This window comes from Mycobacterium sp. P2_H7 (assembly GCF_056403275.1).
In genome coordinates this window covers 250,713-268,791 of sequence record NZ_JBFUFU010000001.1, presented here as the reverse complement: position 1 = coordinate 268,791, position 18,079 = coordinate 250,713, and the positions used below count along the sequence as shown (strand labels likewise).

General features: G+C 68.7%; 14 protein-coding genes. 7 read left to right on the top strand and 7 right to left on the bottom strand.

Annotation, left to right across the window (positions count from 1 at the left end):
* Window positions 1-110: 110 nt before the first annotated feature.
* Window positions 111-875 carry an ANTAR domain-containing protein gene (locus AC1DY7_RS01340; RefSeq protein ID WP_477491843.1) on the bottom strand — a complete coding sequence of 255 codons (765 nt, stop codon included), beginning with the start codon at window positions 873-875 and terminating at the stop codon, window positions 111-113.
* A gap of 12 nt (window positions 876-887) precedes the next feature.
* A complete protein-coding gene (locus tag AC1DY7_RS01335) occupies window positions 888-2,021 on the bottom strand; it encodes a fatty acid desaturase family protein (protein ID WP_477491842.1) in 1,134 nt (377 codons plus the stop codon).
* Window positions 2,022-2,139: 118 nt separating this feature from the next.
* Here AC1DY7_RS01335 and AC1DY7_RS01330 point away from each other — a divergent pair, with 118 nt between their 5' ends.
* Complete coding sequence (locus AC1DY7_RS01330; protein ID WP_477491841.1) at window positions 2,140-3,027, top strand: NYN domain-containing protein; 888 nt, start codon at window positions 2,140-2,142, stop codon at window positions 3,025-3,027.
* 143 nt (window positions 3,028-3,170) lie between these two features.
* Window positions 3,171-3,302: a hypothetical protein gene (locus AC1DY7_RS01325; protein WP_477491840.1), complete on the top strand. Its 132-nt coding sequence runs from the start codon at window positions 3,171-3,173 to the stop codon at window positions 3,300-3,302.
* A 3-nt stretch (window positions 3,303-3,305) separates the two neighbouring features.
* Here AC1DY7_RS01325 and AC1DY7_RS01320 read toward each other — a convergent pair whose 3' ends face one another.
* The 3 genes from AC1DY7_RS01320 to AC1DY7_RS01310 form a co-directional block, all read right to left on the bottom strand.
* Window positions 3,306-3,512, bottom strand: coding sequence for a hypothetical protein (locus AC1DY7_RS01320; RefSeq protein ID WP_477491839.1), 207 nt, complete (start codon window positions 3,510-3,512; stop codon window positions 3,306-3,308).
* A 221-nt stretch (window positions 3,513-3,733) separates the two neighbouring features.
* The gene (gene stpK7, locus AC1DY7_RS01315) at window positions 3,734-5,509 is read right to left on the bottom strand and encodes a serine/threonine protein kinase StpK7 (protein WP_477491838.1); all 1,776 of its coding nucleotides are present in this window, start codon (window positions 5,507-5,509) and stop codon (window positions 3,734-3,736) included.
* A gap of 100 nt (window positions 5,510-5,609) precedes the next feature.
* Window positions 5,610-7,118 (bottom strand): DUF4407 domain-containing protein, encoded by a 1,509-nt coding sequence (locus AC1DY7_RS01310; protein WP_477491837.1) that lies wholly within the window; start codon window positions 7,116-7,118, stop codon window positions 5,610-5,612.
* Window positions 7,119-7,249: 131 nt separating this feature from the next.
* On the opposite strand from AC1DY7_RS01310, the gene AC1DY7_RS01305 reads away from it, so the two are divergent.
* The gene (locus AC1DY7_RS01305; RefSeq protein WP_477491836.1) at window positions 7,250-9,613 is read left to right on the top strand and encodes a flippase-like domain-containing protein; all 2,364 of its coding nucleotides are present in this window, start codon (window positions 7,250-7,252) and stop codon (window positions 9,611-9,613) included.
* Between the two features lie 21 nt (window positions 9,614-9,634).
* Window positions 9,635-10,120 (top strand): TspO/MBR family protein, encoded by a 486-nt coding sequence (locus AC1DY7_RS01300; RefSeq protein WP_477491835.1) that lies wholly within the window; start codon window positions 9,635-9,637, stop codon window positions 10,118-10,120.
* A gap of 37 nt (window positions 10,121-10,157) precedes the next feature.
* On the opposite strand, the gene AC1DY7_RS01295 is transcribed toward AC1DY7_RS01300, so the two are convergent.
* A complete protein-coding gene (locus AC1DY7_RS01295; protein ID WP_477491834.1) occupies window positions 10,158-11,813 on the bottom strand; it encodes a TROVE domain-containing protein in 1,656 nt (551 codons plus the stop codon).
* 321 nt (window positions 11,814-12,134) lie between these two features.
* Window positions 12,135-13,640 (bottom strand): DUF7937 domain-containing protein, encoded by a 1,506-nt coding sequence (locus AC1DY7_RS01290; protein WP_477491833.1) that lies wholly within the window; start codon window positions 13,638-13,640, stop codon window positions 12,135-12,137.
* Window positions 13,641-13,767: 127 nt separating this feature from the next.
* On the opposite strand from AC1DY7_RS01290, the gene AC1DY7_RS01285 reads away from it, so the two are divergent.
* The 3 genes from AC1DY7_RS01285 (at window position 13,768) to lhgO (ending at window position 17,805) form a co-directional block, all read left to right on the top strand.
* Window positions 13,768-15,534: a DUF7159 family protein gene (locus AC1DY7_RS01285; RefSeq protein WP_477491832.1), complete on the top strand. Its 1,767-nt coding sequence runs from the start codon at window positions 13,768-13,770 to the stop codon at window positions 15,532-15,534.
* Between the two features lie 175 nt (window positions 15,535-15,709).
* Window positions 15,710-16,477: a cutinase family protein gene (locus AC1DY7_RS01280; protein ID WP_477491831.1), complete on the top strand. Its 768-nt coding sequence runs from the start codon at window positions 15,710-15,712 to the stop codon at window positions 16,475-16,477.
* Between the two features lie 137 nt (window positions 16,478-16,614).
* The gene (lhgO, locus tag AC1DY7_RS01275; protein ID WP_477491830.1) at window positions 16,615-17,805 is read left to right on the top strand and encodes an L-2-hydroxyglutarate oxidase; all 1,191 of its coding nucleotides are present in this window, start codon (window positions 16,615-16,617) and stop codon (window positions 17,803-17,805) included.
* The last annotated feature ends 274 nt before the right edge of the window (window positions 17,806-18,079 follow it).

Sequence of the window (18,079 nt, the reverse complement as noted above, 5' to 3'; positions counted from 1 at the left end):
TCCGGCACGAGCGATCGCTCTGTGAAGTCAACGGCGGACAGCTGACCCATCCCGGACCGGCTGGGGTCCCAACTCCTCGAACTCTACACTGCTGGACCCATCTCGGCTGGTCAGCTCCCGCGAGTACGAGCCCGCCGCACTGCTTCGTCGACGATCTGCTCGGCCATCTCGGTCAGCTTGCGTTGCTCCGTCTGACTCATCACCCGCAATTGGGCAAAGGCCTCCCCGGCGCTGCGTCCGGTGCGCGACCGGATGATGCCGATCGCCTGATCGATCACGGGTCGAGTTTCGAGCGCCGCCTGCAATTGAGCCGTCAGGGTGAGCGCGTCGGCCAGGATGCGGGCATTGTGCACGGCGACGGCAGCCGGCGTGGCGAAGAGTTCGCCGAAGTCCGCCGCGTGGTCATCGAAGGCGTCCTTGCTGCTGGCGTACACGCTGATTGCGCCGACAACCTGGTCCGCGAGCAACAACGGCACCGCCAAGGCGCTGTGCACTCCCATTCGGCCCACCCGCGGCCCGAATCGGGGCCACAACTTGTTGCCGCCCAACGACCCGGAACGCACCGTGCGTCGCTGTGCGACCGCGGTGATGCCGGGTCCCTCTTGCAGGGTCGAGTACTGGATGGCGTCGATCTCGGCGACGAAGGGCGCGCTGGCTGCCAACGCCAGCACGAGGTCGCCGTCGAGCTCGGGCCGAAGCAGGGTGACGCCGGCACCGTCGGCCCCCGGAATGGCACGCACGGCCGACGCGGCCACCTCGGCAAGCACCTGCGACAAGTTCAGGCTGCCGGCCACCAGTCCCGCGAGACTGCTCAGCCCGGCCTGCAGGTCGGCCACCGCAGCGGTGCCGTCGTCGTCTACGAGAAACTCAGCCATCGCCGGACTCGGCTACACCGGCGCCCCGGACGACGGCGTCGACCGGTTCGCCCGCAGCTCGCGCCACGCCGCCGCCCATCCGCCGTCGGGCAGGGCCAGCCGGAAGTTGGATCGCAGGGTCTGCAGATACTGCCGAGGCAACGAGCCCGTGGTGTAGGCGATGTCGTATTTGGCGCACAGTTCACGGACGCGCACGCTGATCTCGGGGTACCGGTTGCTCGGAAGGTCGGGGAAAAGGTGGTGCTCGATCTGGTAGCAGAGATTGCCGCTCGAAAGCCCAAGCAGCCGACCGGATTTGAAGTTGGCCGCGCCCAGCATCTGGCGCAGGTACCACTCCGCCCTGGTCTCTTCCTCCAGGATCTCCGGGGTGAACTGCTGGACGCCGTCCGGGAAGTGGCCACAGAAGATCACCACGTAGGCCCAGTAGTTGCGCAGCAGATTGGCGGTGGCGTTCGCGCCGAGCGTACGGCGCCACTTCCGCATGCTCAGAGCGGGAACCAGGACGTAGTCCTTGGCCACCTGACGCCAGATCTTGGCCATCATCGCATCCGTGACTGCCTGCTTACCTTCCTCCGTGGTGGCCCGCTCCCGGCCGGAATGCAGGCCGTGCCGCGCGATCCCCCACTCGAAAATGGTAGCCAGCAACAAGTTTCGCAACGGCTGCAGCAGGTGCTCGGGACGCCAGGGCTGATCTTCGGTCACCCGGAGCACCCCGAAGCCGAGGTCGTCGTCCACGCCGAGCACATTGCTGAACACGTGGTGGCGGTAGTTGTGCGAGTAGTTCCACTGCGCCGACGGACCCACCATGTCCCATTCCCAGGTGGTCGAGTGGATCTCCGGATCATTCATCCAGTCCCACTGGCCATGGCAGACGTTGTGCGCGATCTCCATGTTCTCGACGGATTTCGCGTAGGCCAGCGACGCGGTACCGACCAGCCAGCCGGTCCTGCTGCGGCTTCCCGCGATCAGCAGCCGTGCCGCCAGATCCAGGGTGCGCTGGAACACGATCACCCGGCGGATGTACGCGGCGTCGCGCGCACCGCGCGACTCCTCGACGTCGCTGCGGATGAGATCCAGCTCCGCACCGAATGCCTCGACGTCGGCCTTGCTCAACTTCGCGTAGGCCGCGATGTCCGTAATTGCCACCTGTGTATCCGCCCGTCTGCGCGGCGGCGGGTAGCGGGCCGCTCAAATGCGTCACCCCAGCTTAGGCGCCGGAAGCGATCGGCGCCAAGGCGGGACATCGATGGGCCAGACTGGACCGATGACGGACACCGCAGCCACCCGCGTGGCGGTCTACCTCGACTTCGACAACATCGTCATCTCCCGATACGACCAGGTCAATGGGCGCAATTCGTTCCAGCGCGACAAAGCCAAGGGGTTGGAGGCCGACCACCTGGAGCGCGCCACCGTCGACGTCGGCGCCGTCCTGGACTTCGCCTCGTCGTTCGGCACGCTGGTACTCACCAGGGCTTACGCCGACTGGTCGGCCGACGTCAACGCGGGATACCGCCAGCAATTGGTGGGCCGGGCCGTCGACCTGGTGCAACTGTTTCCCGCGGCGGCCTACGGCAAGAACGGCGCCGACATCCGGCTCGCCGTCGATGCCGTCGAGGACATGTTCCGGCTGCCCGACCTGACCCATGTGGTGATCGTCGCCGGTGACTCCGACTACATCCCGCTGGCTCAACGCTGCAAACGGCTCGGCCGCTATGTGGTGGGCATCGGTGTGGCCGGCTCGTCCAGTCGCGCGCTGGCCGCGGCCTGTGATGAGTTCGTCGTCTACGACGCCTTGCCCGGCGTGCCGGTGTTCGAACCCGGGCCCGCGCCGGAGCCCACCAAACCGGCTCGGCGCACCAAGAAGGCAGCATCCGAGGACAAGGCCGAGCCCGAAGAACCTGCCGCGCCCGACCCGCAGGCAGCGGCCACCGCCCTGCTGACCCGGGCCCTGCAGATCGGCCTGGAGAAGGACGACGTCGACTGGTTGCACAACTCCGCGGTGAAGGCGCAGATGAAGCGGATGGACCCGTCGTTCAGCGAGAGATCTCTGGGATTCCGGTCCTTCAGCGACTTCCTGCGGTCGCGGTCGGACACCGTCGAGCTGGACGAGAGTTCGACCACGCGCCTGGTGCGGCTGCGCGACGCCGCGTAGCCCGCGCCCCGGCATATCAGCCGTCCGAGCGAAATTCACTGATTTTCAAGGAATTTCACACTACAGCCCGGGCCGCCGGGATCGGGACCACGTGTAGGGTCAGACGGCAGGGACCACTGCGGCCCCAGATCAAGGGGGCCGACATGGCCGACAAATCACCACGCCAGAGCATGACCAAGAAATCCGGCCAGTCGATCAAAGAGAAGCGCGCGGCCAAGCGGGCTGATGGGGATGGCTCCGCGCCCATCGAGGTTCCGCGCCCCAAGAAGCGGTAACGCCTAGCGGTTCTTCTGGTGGTGATGGTGCACCGCGGTGCCCGGCTGCGGCGCGTTGTCCTGATGTGCGAACGCGGTGTGGCTGACCTGCGGGCCGTTGTTCGCGAGCGTGGTGCTCGCATCGGCGTTGCCTGCGACACCGAGGGCGATCATGGTGGGGGCTGCGGCCAGGATGATTCCGGCGGCGATCCGTCGGGCGATGGTGGTCATATCATTCTCCTTGTGCGGCTTGGCTTTTCGTTATCCTCGTCCGGTGTGTTCCGGCGTTGATACAAGAATGCCGCGCCCGCGCCCCGCAGTATGTCGGGTGACCGGCCCATCCGCCGGGGGAATCCGGCCTCCCCCGATCGGGGGACAACACGCGTCCGCGAACGTTGGTTACCGCTCGAAAAATGTGTCAGCTTTGGCTCGGTAATTCACGTTCGCGGGAACTAGTGCGACGCCCCATTGAGGACAGGTTCGGGCACCATGCCCTTCTCCACACCCCACATGGTGGCGATGGTCTTGTACTCGCCGGTGGAGATCAGGTGCGTCAACGCCTGCATCAGTGACTGCGACAGGCCCGAACCCTTGGCCACCGGCCATCCGTAGGGCGCCGCGTCGAACACCTCGCCCGCGGGAATCAGCGACCCACCGCTGAGCTTGATGGCGAACCCGGTCACCGGCGAATCCGCGGATATGGCCGCGACGTCACCGGCGATGAGGGCCGCCGTCGCATCGTCCTGCCGGTTGTAGACGACCTTCTCGATGGGTGCCAGACCTGCCGCGAGGCACTCGTCGCTCTTGGCGGGAATCTCCACCGTCTCCTGCAGGACGCTGTCGGACACCCCCACCCTCAGGCCACACGCCGCGTCGGGACGGACCGTCTGCCCGGCGCGTTGCGCCCACAACGTGCCGGCCTCGAAGTAGGTGACGAAATCCACCGACTTCTCGCGTTCCAACGTGTCGGTGACCGAGGACATCCCGACGTTGTAGGTGCCGCTCTGCACCGACGGGATGATCTGGTCGAATTCGGTTTCCCGGTACTCCGGGGTCAGGCCCAGGGTGCGCGCGACGGCGTTCATCAGGTCGACGTCGAAGCCGACGATCTCGCCCGCGGAGTTCTTGAACTCGTTGGGCGCGTAGGGGACGTTCACCCCGATCACCAACCTTCCGGTGTCCCGGATGTCCGCCGGCACCGTGGCCGCGATCGCCGGGACAGACCCGGGCAAGCCGACGACGGCGGCCTCGTGCGGGTCCCACCATTTCCACGCCGCCACCGCACTGGCTCCGACCAGGACGAGCACCCCGGCCACGACCAGCGCCCGCTGCGGCATCCGCCGGGCCCCGCCGGTGGACGCGCGCCGCGCGGAGTGCCGCCCGGAACCTGCACCCGCACCGGCGGCCCGAACGGGCGTACTCACCGCCGCTCGGGCAGCCGCGGCCAACTCGGCGCCGGTCTGATAGCGCTTGCCCGGCTTCTTCGCCATCCCTCGGGCGATCACCTCGTCGAAGGGCGCCAACCGGGGGTTGAGTGCCGACGGTTTCGGTGGCGGGGTCACCATGTGCCCGGCGATCTGCTGTTCGAGGCTCTCGGCCGGGTACGGCCGCGTGCCGGTGAGACATTCGTAGAGCACGCACGTCAGGGCATAGATGTCGGCACGCGGATCGGCCTGGCCGCCGTCGAAGCGTTCGGGGGCCATGTAGGCCAGCGTGCCCAGCGTGCTGCCCGCCGTCGTCATCCCGACCTCGCCTGCCACCCGCGCCAGCCCGAAGTCGATCAGGTACGCAAAGTCCTGCTTGGTGATCAAGATGTTGGACGGTTTGACGTCGCGGTGAATGAGGTCCTGCCGGTGCGCGGCGTCCAGGGCGGAGGCCACCTGTTCGACGACCTTGACCGCGAACTCGGGCTCCAACGGCTTGTCGGCGTCGGCCAGGAGCGCGCCGAGGGTCTGCCCCTCGATCAGTCGCATGTCCAGGTAGAGCCGGCCGTCGATCTCGCCGAAGCCGTGGATCGGCACCACGTGCGGGTCGTTGACACCCGCCGCCGCCTGCGATTCCTGCCGGAAGCGGGCCTGGAACATGGCGTCCAGCGCGAGGTTGGGCGGCAACACCTTGAGGGCGACGACGCGCTTGGTCCGGGTGTCGTAGGCCTGGTAGACCTCGCCCATCCCACCCCGGCCGATCAGCTCCTGCAGCTGATAGTGCCCGAAAGGTGTCGCGTCCACCGTGTTCCCTCTCGGCGCCGGCCTCTGTATCGCGTGCGTCGCAGTGTCGATCGAAGCTACATCACGGTGACAAAATTGTCGTCACATGCGCAGACAGGCGCTAACGCGACGGCGGTAGCTGACGACGCCCCGGCAATTCGGGGAAACCGTCGGCGCCCGACAACTCCGGGCCCCGTTGCGCGTTGACGCGGCCGACCCGGGGCACGTCCATCCACTCCGGTTCGGCGGGCGCGGCAGGTTGGGCCGGTCCGTCGGTCTCGACCGTCACCTTATGCGTGCGCCGCAGCGTGAAGTGGATTTCCTCGGTCTCCTCGAACACCTGCCGTAGCGGCTTGGTGGCGTTGTCGATGGCACCGGCGACGATCGGCGGCACGAACGGCCTGATCCAGCGCACCGCGGCCTTGGTCACCTCGGGAATGACGGGGATGGACGGCAGCCCGCCGGAGCGCTGGGGCTCGGCGACGGCCGGCAGGTTCGCGGATGCCGGCTCGTCCACGGCGCGGATGCTCGCGGCTTCGGCCTCCGCGGCGATCGGCAGGTACAGGTCGGCCGGCGCCTCGATCTCGCGGTACACCGGCTCCGGGCGCACCACCCGCACCGGTTCCCGAGCCTGCAGCGCCTGCTCGACGCGGCGACGCTGCTGCTGACGATCGATCTCGTGCTGCGCGGCGATGGCCAGCCGGGCGCTCTCCACCTCCTGCTCGGCCCACAGTTCGTCGATCGTCGCCCGCACCTCGGCGCGCTTGACCGCGATCGCGGTGTCGGCGTCGAGCTCGGCGCGGTGCTGTTCTGCCACGGCTTCCTCTCCACGTTCGGTCGCGGTGGTGCCCCGCCACCGCCGCAGGATCAACGGCAACAGAGTCAACAGCACGAACAGCAGGTCCACCAGAATCCGCAGCACCAGTGGTCCCGGATGGGCCAATGTGTACGCGTTCATCGCCGCCCAGCGGGCACCGATACCGCTGACCTCGCCACCGCGGCGGGCGTCCTGCACCGCCTGTTCCCGGTTGGCGACGGCGGCGTCCAGGCCGGCCGCGCGCCCGGTCCGGTCGGCGACAGCCGCGTCGACCTGGCGTTGCGCGTCGGCGAGGAAGTCGTTCGCGGTCCGGGTCTCGGGTCCGGCACCGGGCACGCCCGTGATCCGGACCTGCGGGCACTGCGGGGACGGATTGAACTCGCAGCGGGCCACCACAAGGGCCTCGTCCCGACGTGTGTTGGCCGCGTCGACGGCGCCGTCGAGATCGGCGCGGGCCTGCCGGGCCTGGTCCAGCTCGGTCGAGGCGGCCAGGACCGCGGGCGCCGAATCGGCCTGCGCCGCGAGTGCCCGGTCGACCGGCCCGCCGAACACAACGACCGCGGCCAGTTCACCGACGAGGACGCCGAGGACCGCGGCGACCGCCACCCGGCCCGCCGTCGCCGAGCGTCCCCCGGCACACGCCCAACTCACCGCGCCGAACAGGACACCGAACACGGCGCCGGCGGCCACCGAGGCCACGATCGGCCACTGCGTCGCGCCCGTCAGTGCCAGTGTGGCCACCAGCGCCGCGAGCACGGTGACAGGCAACAGCACCGCCATCGACAGCGGTTCCGGTAGTCGCATCGCACGCATGAAGGCTCCAAACTCGATCGCCCGGGTATATGTGTGCCGAACGGAATCCCTCACGCCGGCCGCGAATACTCTGCATTCTCCCACAGCGCCGGTACCCGTGCTTCGCGCGACGAGCGGTTACGTTTGTCCCCGTGCGCGTCGACGGCCGGGACATCAGCGTCACCGGGAGCTTGCTGCAACCGTTGCCCCGCCGCACCAACGACATCCTGCGGGTGCTGCTCGCCGCGCTGTTGTTGGCCGCCGTCATCACCAGTTCCCTGATCACCCGCAACGACTGGGTGGCGCTGGAACGGTCCGTCTCGGAGATCATCGGGGTCCTCACCCCGACCCAGTCCAATCTGGTCTACCTCGCCTACGGCGTCGCGATCCTGGCGCTGCCCTTCGTCATCCTGGTCAGCCTGGTGCTCTCACGGCAGTGGAAACTGCTCGGCGCGTACGGCGCGGCCGGCATCCTGGCCGTACTTTCACTGTCCATCTCCGGCAACGGCATCGCCGCCCCGCAATGGCATTTCGACCTGTCCGACCGCCTCGACACCCAGCTGTCCCAGTTCCTCGACGACCCGCGCTGGATTGCGCTGCTGGCTGCGGTGCTGACGGTGTCGGGACCGTGGGTGTCCCGGCGGCTGCGGCGGTGGTGGTGGACCCTGCTGCTGGCGTTCGTCCCCATCCATCTGGTGGTCAGCGCGGTGGTACCGGCCCGCACCCTGCTCGGACTCGCGGTCGGCTGGTTCGTCGGCGCCCTGGTGGTCTGGGTGGTGGGCACCCCAGCCCTCGAAGTTCCGCTCGACGGCGCGATCCGGGCCCTGGACCGCCGCGGATTCGTCGCCACCACCTTGGCCGTCATCCGCCCACCCGGCCCCGGGCCGCTGGTGCTGGCGGCCACCAGCGCCGACGCCACCGCGGTGGTCGAACTGTACGGACCAAATCAGCGCAGCGGCGGCGCCATGCGTCAGCTGTGGGGCAAGTTCCGGCTGCGCGATGACGAGACCGGACCCCTGCAGACCTCGATGCGCCGGGCCGTCGAGCACCGGGCGCTGATGACCATCGCCATCGGCGACCTGGAACTGGCGAACACGTCTACGGTGGCCATGGCCGCGCTGGATCGTGGGTGGACGCTGTACGGGCGCAAACCGGCACGGGGCGTAGCGCTGACGGCCAACGTCGCGTCCGCCGGCGAGGTGTGGTCGGCGCTACGCGCACTGCATGAGCACGGCATCGCCCATGGCGATCTGCGCGCCAGAGAGATCACCGTCGATGACCACACCGTGCGGTTCGGCGGCTTCGCCTTTGCCGAGTACGGCGCCACCGAGCAGCAGCTGCAGGGCGATATCGCACAGCTGCTGGTGACCACCGCGTCGCTCTACGACGCACCGACGGCCGTCGCTGCGGCCATCGACGCCTTCGGCCGGGACACCGTGCTGACCGCATCCCGACGGCTCACCAAATCCGCGGTGCCGAAACGGATCCGGGAGAACATCCCGGAGGCCCCGGCCGTCATCAAGGCGGCGCGCGAAGAAGTCCAGACCCAGACCGGCGCCGGCCAGATCCGGACCGAGACCATCACCCGCTTCACCCGGGTCCAGGTGATCCAACTCGTGCTGCTGGTGGCCCTGGTCTACGTCGCGTACCCGTTCATCAGCACGGTGCCGACCTTCTTCTCCGAGCTGCGCTCGGCGAACTGGTGGTGGGCGCTGCTGGGACTCACGGTCTCCGCGTTGACCTATGTGGGCGCCGCGGCCGCCCTGTGGGCCTGCGCCGACGGACTGGTCAGCTTCCGCAATCTGTCGATCATGCAGGTGGCCAACACCTTTGCGGCCACCACCACCCCGGCCGGTGTCGGCGGCCTGGCACTGTCTGCACGCTTCCTGCAGAAGGCCGGCCTCGCCCCACTGCGGGCCACCGCCGCGGTCGCCCTGCAGCAGACCGTTCAGGTGATCGTGCACGTGCTGCTACTGATCATGTTCACCACCATCGCGGGCGCTTCGGCGAATCTGTCGCACTTCGTGCCGAGCGCGACGGTGCTCTATCTGGCCGCCGGTGTGGCGCTCGGACTGGTCGGGATCTTCTTGGCCGTGCCCAACTTGCGTCGCTGGCTGGCGTCGTCGCTGCGGCCGAAACTCAAAGAGGTCGCCGGAGATCTGGTCGAGCTGTCCCGGGAGCCCAAGCGTCTCGGGCTGATCGTGCTGGGCGCCGCGGGCACCACCCTGGGTGCCGCGCTGGCGCTGTGGGCCAGTGTCGAAGCGTTCGGCGGGGACACCTCGTTCATCACCGTCACGGTGGTGACAATGGTCGGCGGGACCCTCGCCTCGGCGGCGCCGACCCCCGGCGGCGTCGGTGCGGTCGAGGCGGCATTGATCGGTGGCCTGGCGGCCTTCGGTGTCCCGACGGCGATCGCGGTGCCGTCGGTGCTGCTGTATCGCGTCCTGACCTGTTGGCTGCCGGTGTTCATCGGCTGGCCGGTGATGCGATGGCTGACGCGCAGGGACATGATCTAGCGGTTCCGTATGTTGGTAAGTATGGCAATTCGCACCCTGCTCCCCGCCACCGCGGCAGTCGCGGTCACCGCCGTGGTCGGCGGCCTGGCCAGCCGCCCCGCCCAGTCGTCCTGGTACGAGAAACTGCGCAAGCCGCCGTATCAGCCTCCGCGCCAGGCCTTTCCGATTGTCTGGCCGGCGCTCTACGCGGATATCGCCGTCACGTCGGCAGCCACGCTGGACGAGTTGGAGGCCCGCGGCGAGACCGGGCAGCGCAACGCCTATGTGGCCGCGCTGGCGACCAACCTGACGCTCAACGCCGCCTGGTCGTGGATCTTCTTCAGCAGACGAAAGCTGGGCACGGCGGCCATTGCCGCCGCGGCACTGACGGTCAGTAGTGCGGACCTGACCCGCCGTTCAGTGCGGGTGAAGGGCGCCAAGGCGGCGCCCCTGGGCCTGTACCCGGCGTGGTGCGCCTTCGCGACGGCGTTGTCGACGCACATCTGGGCGCTGAACCGGCGCAACTAGCAGTCAGGCCCACTCCTGCGAGTGGGCCTGACCGTTTCTAGATGTCGCCGCGCGAGAAATCGGCGAGCAGCGTCGGCACCGTGGAATCGAACCCGGAGATGTCGAGCTGCTTCGGGTCGGCCGGATCCGCGATCGAGTTACGGGTCGCGGTCATCGCCACCACCACCAGACGGGCGTCGATCCCCATCCGCTGTCGGTACTGCTGCAGCGCCTGGTGCGGATGAACATCGCCGTACCACGTCTCGTTGTCGGTGTAGATGTGGAACGTATCCACCTTCACCCGATGCTTGCGGGCCCAGATCATCGGCAGCGCACAGTCCGTGCGACCCATCTCCAAGCGGGCGGTGTACCGGCACACATCGTCCAGACGACGACGCGGTCCGATGTCCAGACCCCGCACTGCGGTGTCCTCGAATCCGCCCCTGCCGGCGGTGAAGCCGACGATCCGGTGAGCCGGCTCCGTCGCCGCCGTCACCAACGCCAGCGCCACCGCCGCCTCCCGGCACGTCACCGGCAGACCGGACACCCGCGAGGCCATCGACCCCGAGATGTCCAGTGCCAGCAGCGTCCGCTTGCCCGACGGCCGCACCGCGCCGTACGCCGCGTAGAACGCGGCGTCCAGCGCATCGGCGATCCGGGGCACCGGCCGCCACTCACCTTGGCCGCGCACACCCTGCCCGGACGCGTAGGTGCGCTGTGCCACGAGGACATTGATCGGATGTACCCGCGCCTTGGCCAGCCGTGCCGCATCGGCGAGCTGTGCCGCGACCACCGCACCGGTGTCACCGGCGAGCAGCCCCAGCTGGGTCAGCCGCGGCAGCTGGCGCATCAACGCCGTCTGCGGCATCCCGCGGGCGATCAGCGCCTCCCACACCGCCGGCTGCGCCAGCGCCGCGTCGGGCAACATCTCCCATGACAGGCCATGGCCACGGCCGATGATCTGCACCCACTGGGCCGCGGTGGTCGCGGCCTGGGCGTCCTCGAAGTCGGCGATGACCGCCAGCTCGTCGGGCACCACCTGGACGCGCACCGCCGGCCGGGCCGCCGAGGAACGCTGCTCGGTATCACCCAGGCCCTTGCCCACCGCCCAGTTCAGGGCGATGCGCCGGACCGGGTCGACGACCCCGGACGGGCTGGCCAGCCGCAGCAGATCGCGGTGGCTCCAGCCACCTCGCTGCCGGTACTTCACCAGCTGGTAGGCCAGTCGGTCCACGGGCGGCTCGGTGTACCACTGCGCGACGGCGCGCTTCAGCGTCGGACCCCACCCGCGGAACTGCTCGACGTAGCCGGCGAACAGGAACAGCTGGGTTCCGGTGCGCGCCACCCGCGGCAGCGCCGCCATCGCCGCGCGGCGGCCGTCGACATCGTCGGCCGCGGCCGCAATGGCCAGCGCGAACAGCGCCGGGTTCGGCTTCGGTGCGCGACCGGCCTCCGACACCTCGACGATGCGGTGCACCAACCCGACCGCATCGACGGCAGCGAGGCGCAGCACCACCTCGGCGGTCTCCCGGGTCAGGGTGCTGTCGGTCGTGTAGAACGTGCCGCCGTCCGTCCCGAGTGTGAGGAATCGGTGCAGCCGCGCCCAGTCGTCAACCGCGTAGGTGTAACCACCTGCGGCATTGAGGATTTGGCGCGGCGTCGCGGCCTGGGCTTGCGGGGTCTTCCGCAAGCTGAAAGTGCTGAGAATGTCCATGGGGCTACTCCTCTCGGTTGTCGATATCGGTGGTGTGCGCGCTGCGGGCGTGTGGGTACCGACCGGAGTCAGGACTCGAACCTGTTTATGCCGAATAACCGATCGATGTCTGGCTCGCAGCAATGCACTTGCGCGCCAAGCGATGTGAGCGTGTGAGGTATCGACCGGGTCAGCGCTCTTCCACTGAGCTACAGTCGGCGCGCCGACAGGCGGGAGTCGAACCCGCGACCTCTCCATCCTGATTGGTAACCGATCGATGTCCGGCTCACATCACCGGGCCCGCAGAACGATACGGGCACCTCAGCGGCCCGCGCCATCGAATTATTGCAGCGTCGACGGCCTGCGCTGGATCCGCAGCGCCTGCGTCGGTGTATCCAGCACTGCCGTCGGCGGCGCTTCCAGCACCGTCGTCGGATCCTCCCGGCGCCGAACGATTCTGGGCACCGTCGCCTGCTGTTCGCGCCGAATGACGGTCGCAGGCGCGGGATCCGGTGCCACCACCGGCGCAGGGGTGCGCCGAACCAGGTAACCCGCCAGCGGTCCGGTGAACATCATGACCGCCAGGACGACCAGGCTCAGCACGCTGATGGTGACGTCGAACGTGCTGGTGATCTGCTGGGCCAGATTGTTGCCGTAGATCGCGTCGGGCGCGGCCGTGGCGTAGCGCGGCGCGAGCGCCACCCCGATCGCCACATCCGCGACGGCGAAGACGAACAGCACCCCACTGAACGCGGCGGCGATCACCCCGTTGGCCAGGTTGCGGTGCAGCCACAGCGCGATGACGGCGGTGACGAGGCTGAAGGCTGTCATCGCGACGCTGTCGTAGAGCGCGCGCGGCAGGTCCAGCGACAGCGCCACCGCGAAGTCGACGACCCGCAACGCGGCCGACGCGAACGCCCAGAAAGCGATGAGCGTCAGGCATTTCTGCGCGGCGCCCCGGTAGGCGCCGATCGTCGGCGGCTTGATCTGCAAGACGGCGTACAGCGTCGTCGGCGCGACGATTGCCGCCACTGCCGCCCACGCCAGATACCCCTCGTAGCCGATCGCGGCGGTCGAGGTGTTCTGCGCGATGCCGTGGAACGCGTCGATATCGCGCCCGACGCCGAAGACCCAGACGAACGTGGCGGCCACCGCACCCGCGCCGCCGATGGCCGTCGTGGCCAACCGCGCGGCCGCGGATTTCTCCGTCAACCATCGCGAAGCCAGGATCAGTGCGATCAAGGCCTCGGCGCCGTAGAGCAAGGTGGTGACCACGACACCCACGTCTTGGCCACCGAACGCGCCCTCGGTGACGAACAGGTACCGCAGTCGCCAGTACAGGTTGAACGCCACCGACAGCGTCGCCAGGGCGATCGACAGAAATCCGATGACGGGCGCCACCGCATACCAGCGCCGAAAACCGTTGTCCTCGATGGTCACCGAGGTGATCGGGGGCTGCGCGGCCAGCAGTGCACCGGCCACGCCGAGCAGCATTCCGGGCCCGACACCCGGCGCCACGGCGCCGGTGCCGCCGTGCTGGACCGTCTGCACCAGGTGGTAGCCGACGAACGCGATGACGATGAGTAAGTAGCCGCTGGAGAGCACGAGCCGGATCCGCGCGGCACGCCGGATGTCGGTGAGTCCGCGGACATGCGGGAGGGTGGCAGCGCCGACCGCCAGCAGGGTCGCCGCGGTCAGTACCGCGAATACCCACCCGTCGCTGCCCGGGACGCCGAGCCCGAAGCGCAGGTTCCACGGGAGCAGCAGGGCGAGGATCAGCAGCACCACTGCGAGTCCGTCGCGCACCCGGTTGGCGCGGATGGGGACGTAGCCGACGCGGTCGCTCACAGGTCCGATCCTTGCATGGGTGTGACGCCCACGGTATCGACTTCTGCTCCGTGTCCCGGGCTGTGCGGTAGCTTGGAACGGTCGAAGCGTCGGGGGTGACAAAGTACGCGAGGCAAGGAGTGGATCCGTGGACGTAGTCCTCGGGGTGGCGGTCACCGGTCGAGTGGCGCGGCTGGCGATGATCGATTCGCCGGGCACCCAGGTTTTCGACCAGTATGCGTTCGACCTGCCTGATGACGCCCTGACCGAACTCGCCGAGACCATCATCGGCACCTACCGCGAGGTCACCGACTCGGGTAACCGGCTTGCCGCGACCCGGCTGTGCCTGCCCGACGCCGCCGAGGCCGAGACCCTGCGCCAGACCGTGCAGAGGGCTGGCGTACTCAACGTCGAGGTGGTGACCGAGGCAGAGGCCGCCGCCGCGCTGGCCCGCAGCCAGGGCGCCGACGCATCGCTTCTGTTGGCCGACGACGACACGGTGTCGCTGACGGTGGTCGGCGAGAATCCGTCGCTGGCCTCGACGCTGGCAGCGGTCCCCATCGGCGCCGCGGGGGCGGCCGTCGCATGCGCCGCAGTCTTGCAGCAGGCGCCGGCTCAGGTCCGGGTGATGTTGACCGGGCAGCGCCTCGACCTGGATTCCATTGCCGCAGAGCTCCGTTCGACGACACCCGTCGAGGTGCCCGCCGATGCCGGCTACGCGATCGCCCGCGGCGCCGCGCAAACCGCGGACCCGTCCGGTGCCGTACCCGCAGGCGCTGCAACACAACTCGCACCCGCGGTGGATCCCACCCAGGCGGCACCGGTCGTGGACGCCACCCAGGCCGCGCCGGTCGTTGATGCGACCCGCGCGGCACCCGTCAACTCGGCGAACACCGAAATGGCGCCGCAGTTGGCGTATTCGCAGGCGTCAGACGAAACCTGGCCGGAGTATGACGAGATACCGGAGGAAGCGCTCGCCGAGTTCGTGCCCGAGCAGGAGGACGAAGCGGAGTACACGGAAGCCATCCCGGCACCGCCCCCGCGGCTGATCCTGATGGGTAGCGCGGTGGGTTTTCTGGTGGTCAGCCTCGCCACGCTGGCCGTCACGGTCGCGGTGAACATCCGGCCGGCGGCCGTCGTGAGCGCGCAGCCGCCACCGGCGCAGTCCGACACCGTGCCGGGGCGCTACCTCCCGCCGGTGCCCCACGAGCCGGATCCGGTCGCGTTGCCGGTCGCGGTCCTCACTCCCCCGCCGGCAGCACCCGCCGCCCCGATGCGATCCCGGAGTGTCAGCCCGCCCGCCCAGGCCCCGGTCCAGCCGGCCCCTGCGCCCATCGCCGTGCCGCCTGCGCCGCCGGTCGGTGTGCCGGCCGTCCCGATCCCCATTCCTCCGATCGTCGTGTTCCCGCCGTTCAACCCGTGGAATCCGCCGACGGTCACCACGACCGTCACCACCACGCCCACCACGACACCCACCACGACGACGACACCTACGACGACGTCGACGACACCCACCACTACGTCGACAACGACCTCGACGACGGCAACCACCTCGACACCCACGACGACGTCCAGCGCCGCGCCGCCGACGTCATCCGAAACGCCGATCGAGCCGGTGACACCGGTTCAGCCCGTCACGCCGGTCCAACCCGTCACCCCGGTGCAGCCCGTCACACCCGTGCAACCGGTGACGCCCGTCGCGCCGGCCGAGCCCGCCTACACGGCACCCGCCCAGGCCCCCGAACCCGCGCCGGCACCCGTCACGACCGTTGAGGCGCCACCCGTCACCAAAGCGCCGTCCGGCGGCGGCGAGTCCTCGAGTGGCTCTGAAAGGTCCAGCGGTTCCAGCGGAAGGTCCAGTGGCAGCGGGCATTCCGGGCAGGCGCCGGTCACCACGGTGTCCGAGAGCCCGTAGCGGGCCGCAGCAAACGCTTGCCGGGCCGCTTACCATCCCGGCGGCCGACCTTTTCGCGGGTGAGATAGATCACTTGACATCGGCGGAATCGCAGCTCAGGGGTCTCGACTTATACCAGGCAGTTGCCACCTCTACACAGAAGCGATGGCAAAGAAGATCTGGAACGGGGACCACCATGACCACTTCTCTGCCGGCCCGCATAGCGAAATCGACGTTGTTCACCGTCCTGGCTTCTGCCGCGATCACGGTGGGCCTGTTCGCCGGTCCCGCCGCGACCGCCAGCGCCGCCGACGACTCCTGCGCGGCCGTCGAGGTGGTGTTCGCCCGCGGCACCTTCGAGGGAGCCGGCGTCGGCGCCACCGGGCAGGCGTTCGTCGATGCCCTGAACGCTCGACTGCCCGGAAAGACGGTCGACGTGTACGGCGTCAACTACCCGGCCTCGCTGGACTTCGGACAGGCGATCGACGGAGTGGCCGACGCCGCCAATCGGATTCAGGCCATCGCCAACCAGTGCCCGTCGACCAAGATCGTGCTGGGCGGATACTCCCAGGGCGCCGCGGTGGCCGGCTACACCACCAGCGCCACGGTGCCTGCCGGGGTCGCCCTGCCCGCCGGCCTGAACGGTCCCCTGCCCGCCTCGGTCGCGTCGCACGTCGCCGCCGTCGCATTGTTCGGCACCCCGGACAACTGGTTCCTCAGCCTGGCCGACCGCAGCGCGCCCCCGATCGTCATCGGCGACCAGTACGCAGGCAAGACCGTGCAGCTGTGCGCCACGGGTGACCCGATCTGCTTCCCCGGCGGCCTGGACCGCTCGGCCCACAGCTCGTACAAGTCCAACGGGATGGCCGACCAGGCAGCCGATTTCGTGGTGGGCCGGCTGGGGATCCCCGCCCTGGCCGCCACCGTGGTGCAGGCCGCGGCTGAGGTGCAGCCCGGCAACTGATCACCACCGCCGACAATCGGGTCCCCTGATGAGGGGGCCCGATTGTCGTTTCCGGCGACCTCGGTGGTTCTGACTTAGAATTCGGCTCTGCTGTCCGCATGCGGAACCCTAGGGCTCCGCGGGAGGGGTCGTTGCGCATGAGCAGTCGAGTCATCGTCGCCGGGGGCGGCATCATCGGGCTGTCGACGGCATATGAACTGGCCCGCCGCGGGCGTGACGTCGTGGTGCTGGAAAAGGAATCGGGCGTCGCGAATCACCAGACCGGCAACAACTCCGGAGTCATCCATTCGGGCCTCTACTACGCGCCCGGCAGCCTCAAGGCACAGCTCGGCACCGCCGGGGCCAAGTCGATGAAGGAATTCGCCGAGGCCCACGGCATCACCGTGGACATCTGCGGCAAATTGGTGGTCGCCACCACCGATGCCCAGCTGCCCGCCCTGCACGAGTTGCACCGCCGCGGTCAACTCAACGGGGTGCCGTGCCGATTGGTCTCACCGGCCGAGGCGCGCGAATACGAGCCGCACGTCACTGCGGTCGGGGCACTGCGGGTGGAGTCGACGGGCATCGTCGACTATCGCGGGGTTTGCTCGACTCTGCTGCGCCTCATCGAACAGGCCGGCGGACAGGTGCTGCTCGGCCAGGAAGTCGTCGGCATCCGCGACCAGGGCGCCAAGGTGCAGGTGACCACCGGCACCTCGGAGTTCACCGGCGACCTGTTCGCCAACTGCGCCGGCCTGCAGAGCGACCGCATCGCCAAGCTGGCCGGACTGGACCCGCAGGTGCGGATCATCCCCTTCCGTGGCGAGTACTACCAATTGACTTCTGCCGCTGATCATTTGGTCCGTGGCTTGATCTATCCGGTTCCCGACCCGACGCTGCCGTTCCTCGGGGTGCATTTCACCCGGATGTACGACGGGACCGTTCATGCCGGCCCCAACGCGGTGCTCGCACTGGCTCGCGAGGGGTATACGTGGGGGCAGGTGAACGGACGCGACGTCCGGGATTCGGTCACCTGGCCCGGGCTCTGGAGGCTCGGAAGACGGTTCTGGCGCACCGGAATAGACGAGGTGCTCCGGTCGGTGTCCAGCCGGCGATTTTTGGCCAGCCTCAACGAGCTGATCCCCGACCTCACCTCCGACGACATCACCCCTACCCACGCGGGAGTCCGGGCCCAGGCCATGCGTCGCGACGGCACCCTGGTCGAAGACTTCTATTTCGAACGCGCGGCCCGACAGGTCCACGTGCTCAACGCTCCGTCGCCCGCGGCCACCGCGGCGCTGGAGATCGGCAAGCGCATCGCCGATGAGTTGGTTGAGATTCCCGTGTGACGACAAGGCTGCGATCCACCGCATGAGATCGCGCCGACTTCGACTGCCCTGCAATACATTTGAATGTCGTCGGCCAGACTGAAGCCGGCTACGGGCGTTCCTCCGAGTCGCCGATTCCGCACCGGGCCGTGACAACATGCTGAAAGTTGGCCGCACTCTTACGTACAGAAGGCGTGTCGGCTGACCACCTGCGTTCACAGATGAACAGCAGGACACATGTTGCTATTGCTACCGTTGCGAGTAGTCTTTGACTATCAGCGATACTTCGCACACA

Excerpts from the sequence above, each read along its gene's own strand:
- AC1DY7_RS01340 (WP_477491843.1), bottom strand. The coding sequence starts at position 875 with ATGGCTGAGTTTCTCGTAGACGACGACGGCACCGCTGCGGTGGCCGAC.
- AC1DY7_RS01325 (WP_477491840.1), top strand. The coding sequence starts at position 3,171 with ATGGCCGACAAATCACCACGCCAGAGCATGACCAAGAAATCCGGCCAG.
- AC1DY7_RS01295 (WP_477491834.1), bottom strand. The coding sequence starts at position 11,813 with ATGGACATTCTCAGCACTTTCAGCTTGCGGAAGACCCCGCAAGCCCAG.
- lhgO (WP_477491830.1), top strand. The coding sequence starts at position 16,615 with ATGAGCAGTCGAGTCATCGTCGCCGGGGGCGGCATCATCGGGCTGTCG.
- AC1DY7_RS01330 (WP_477491841.1), top strand. The coding sequence starts at position 2,140 with ATGACGGACACCGCAGCCACCCGCGTGGCGGTCTACCTCGACTTCGAC.
- AC1DY7_RS01300 (WP_477491835.1), top strand. The coding sequence starts at position 9,635 with ATGGCAATTCGCACCCTGCTCCCCGCCACCGCGGCAGTCGCGGTCACC.
- AC1DY7_RS01310 (WP_477491837.1), bottom strand. The coding sequence starts at position 7,118 with ATGCGTGCGATGCGACTACCGGAACCGCTGTCGATGGCGGTGCTGTTG.
- AC1DY7_RS01280 (WP_477491831.1), top strand. The coding sequence starts at position 15,710 with ATGACCACTTCTCTGCCGGCCCGCATAGCGAAATCGACGTTGTTCACC.
- AC1DY7_RS01320 (WP_477491839.1), bottom strand. The coding sequence starts at position 3,512 with ATGACCACCATCGCCCGACGGATCGCCGCCGGAATCATCCTGGCCGCA.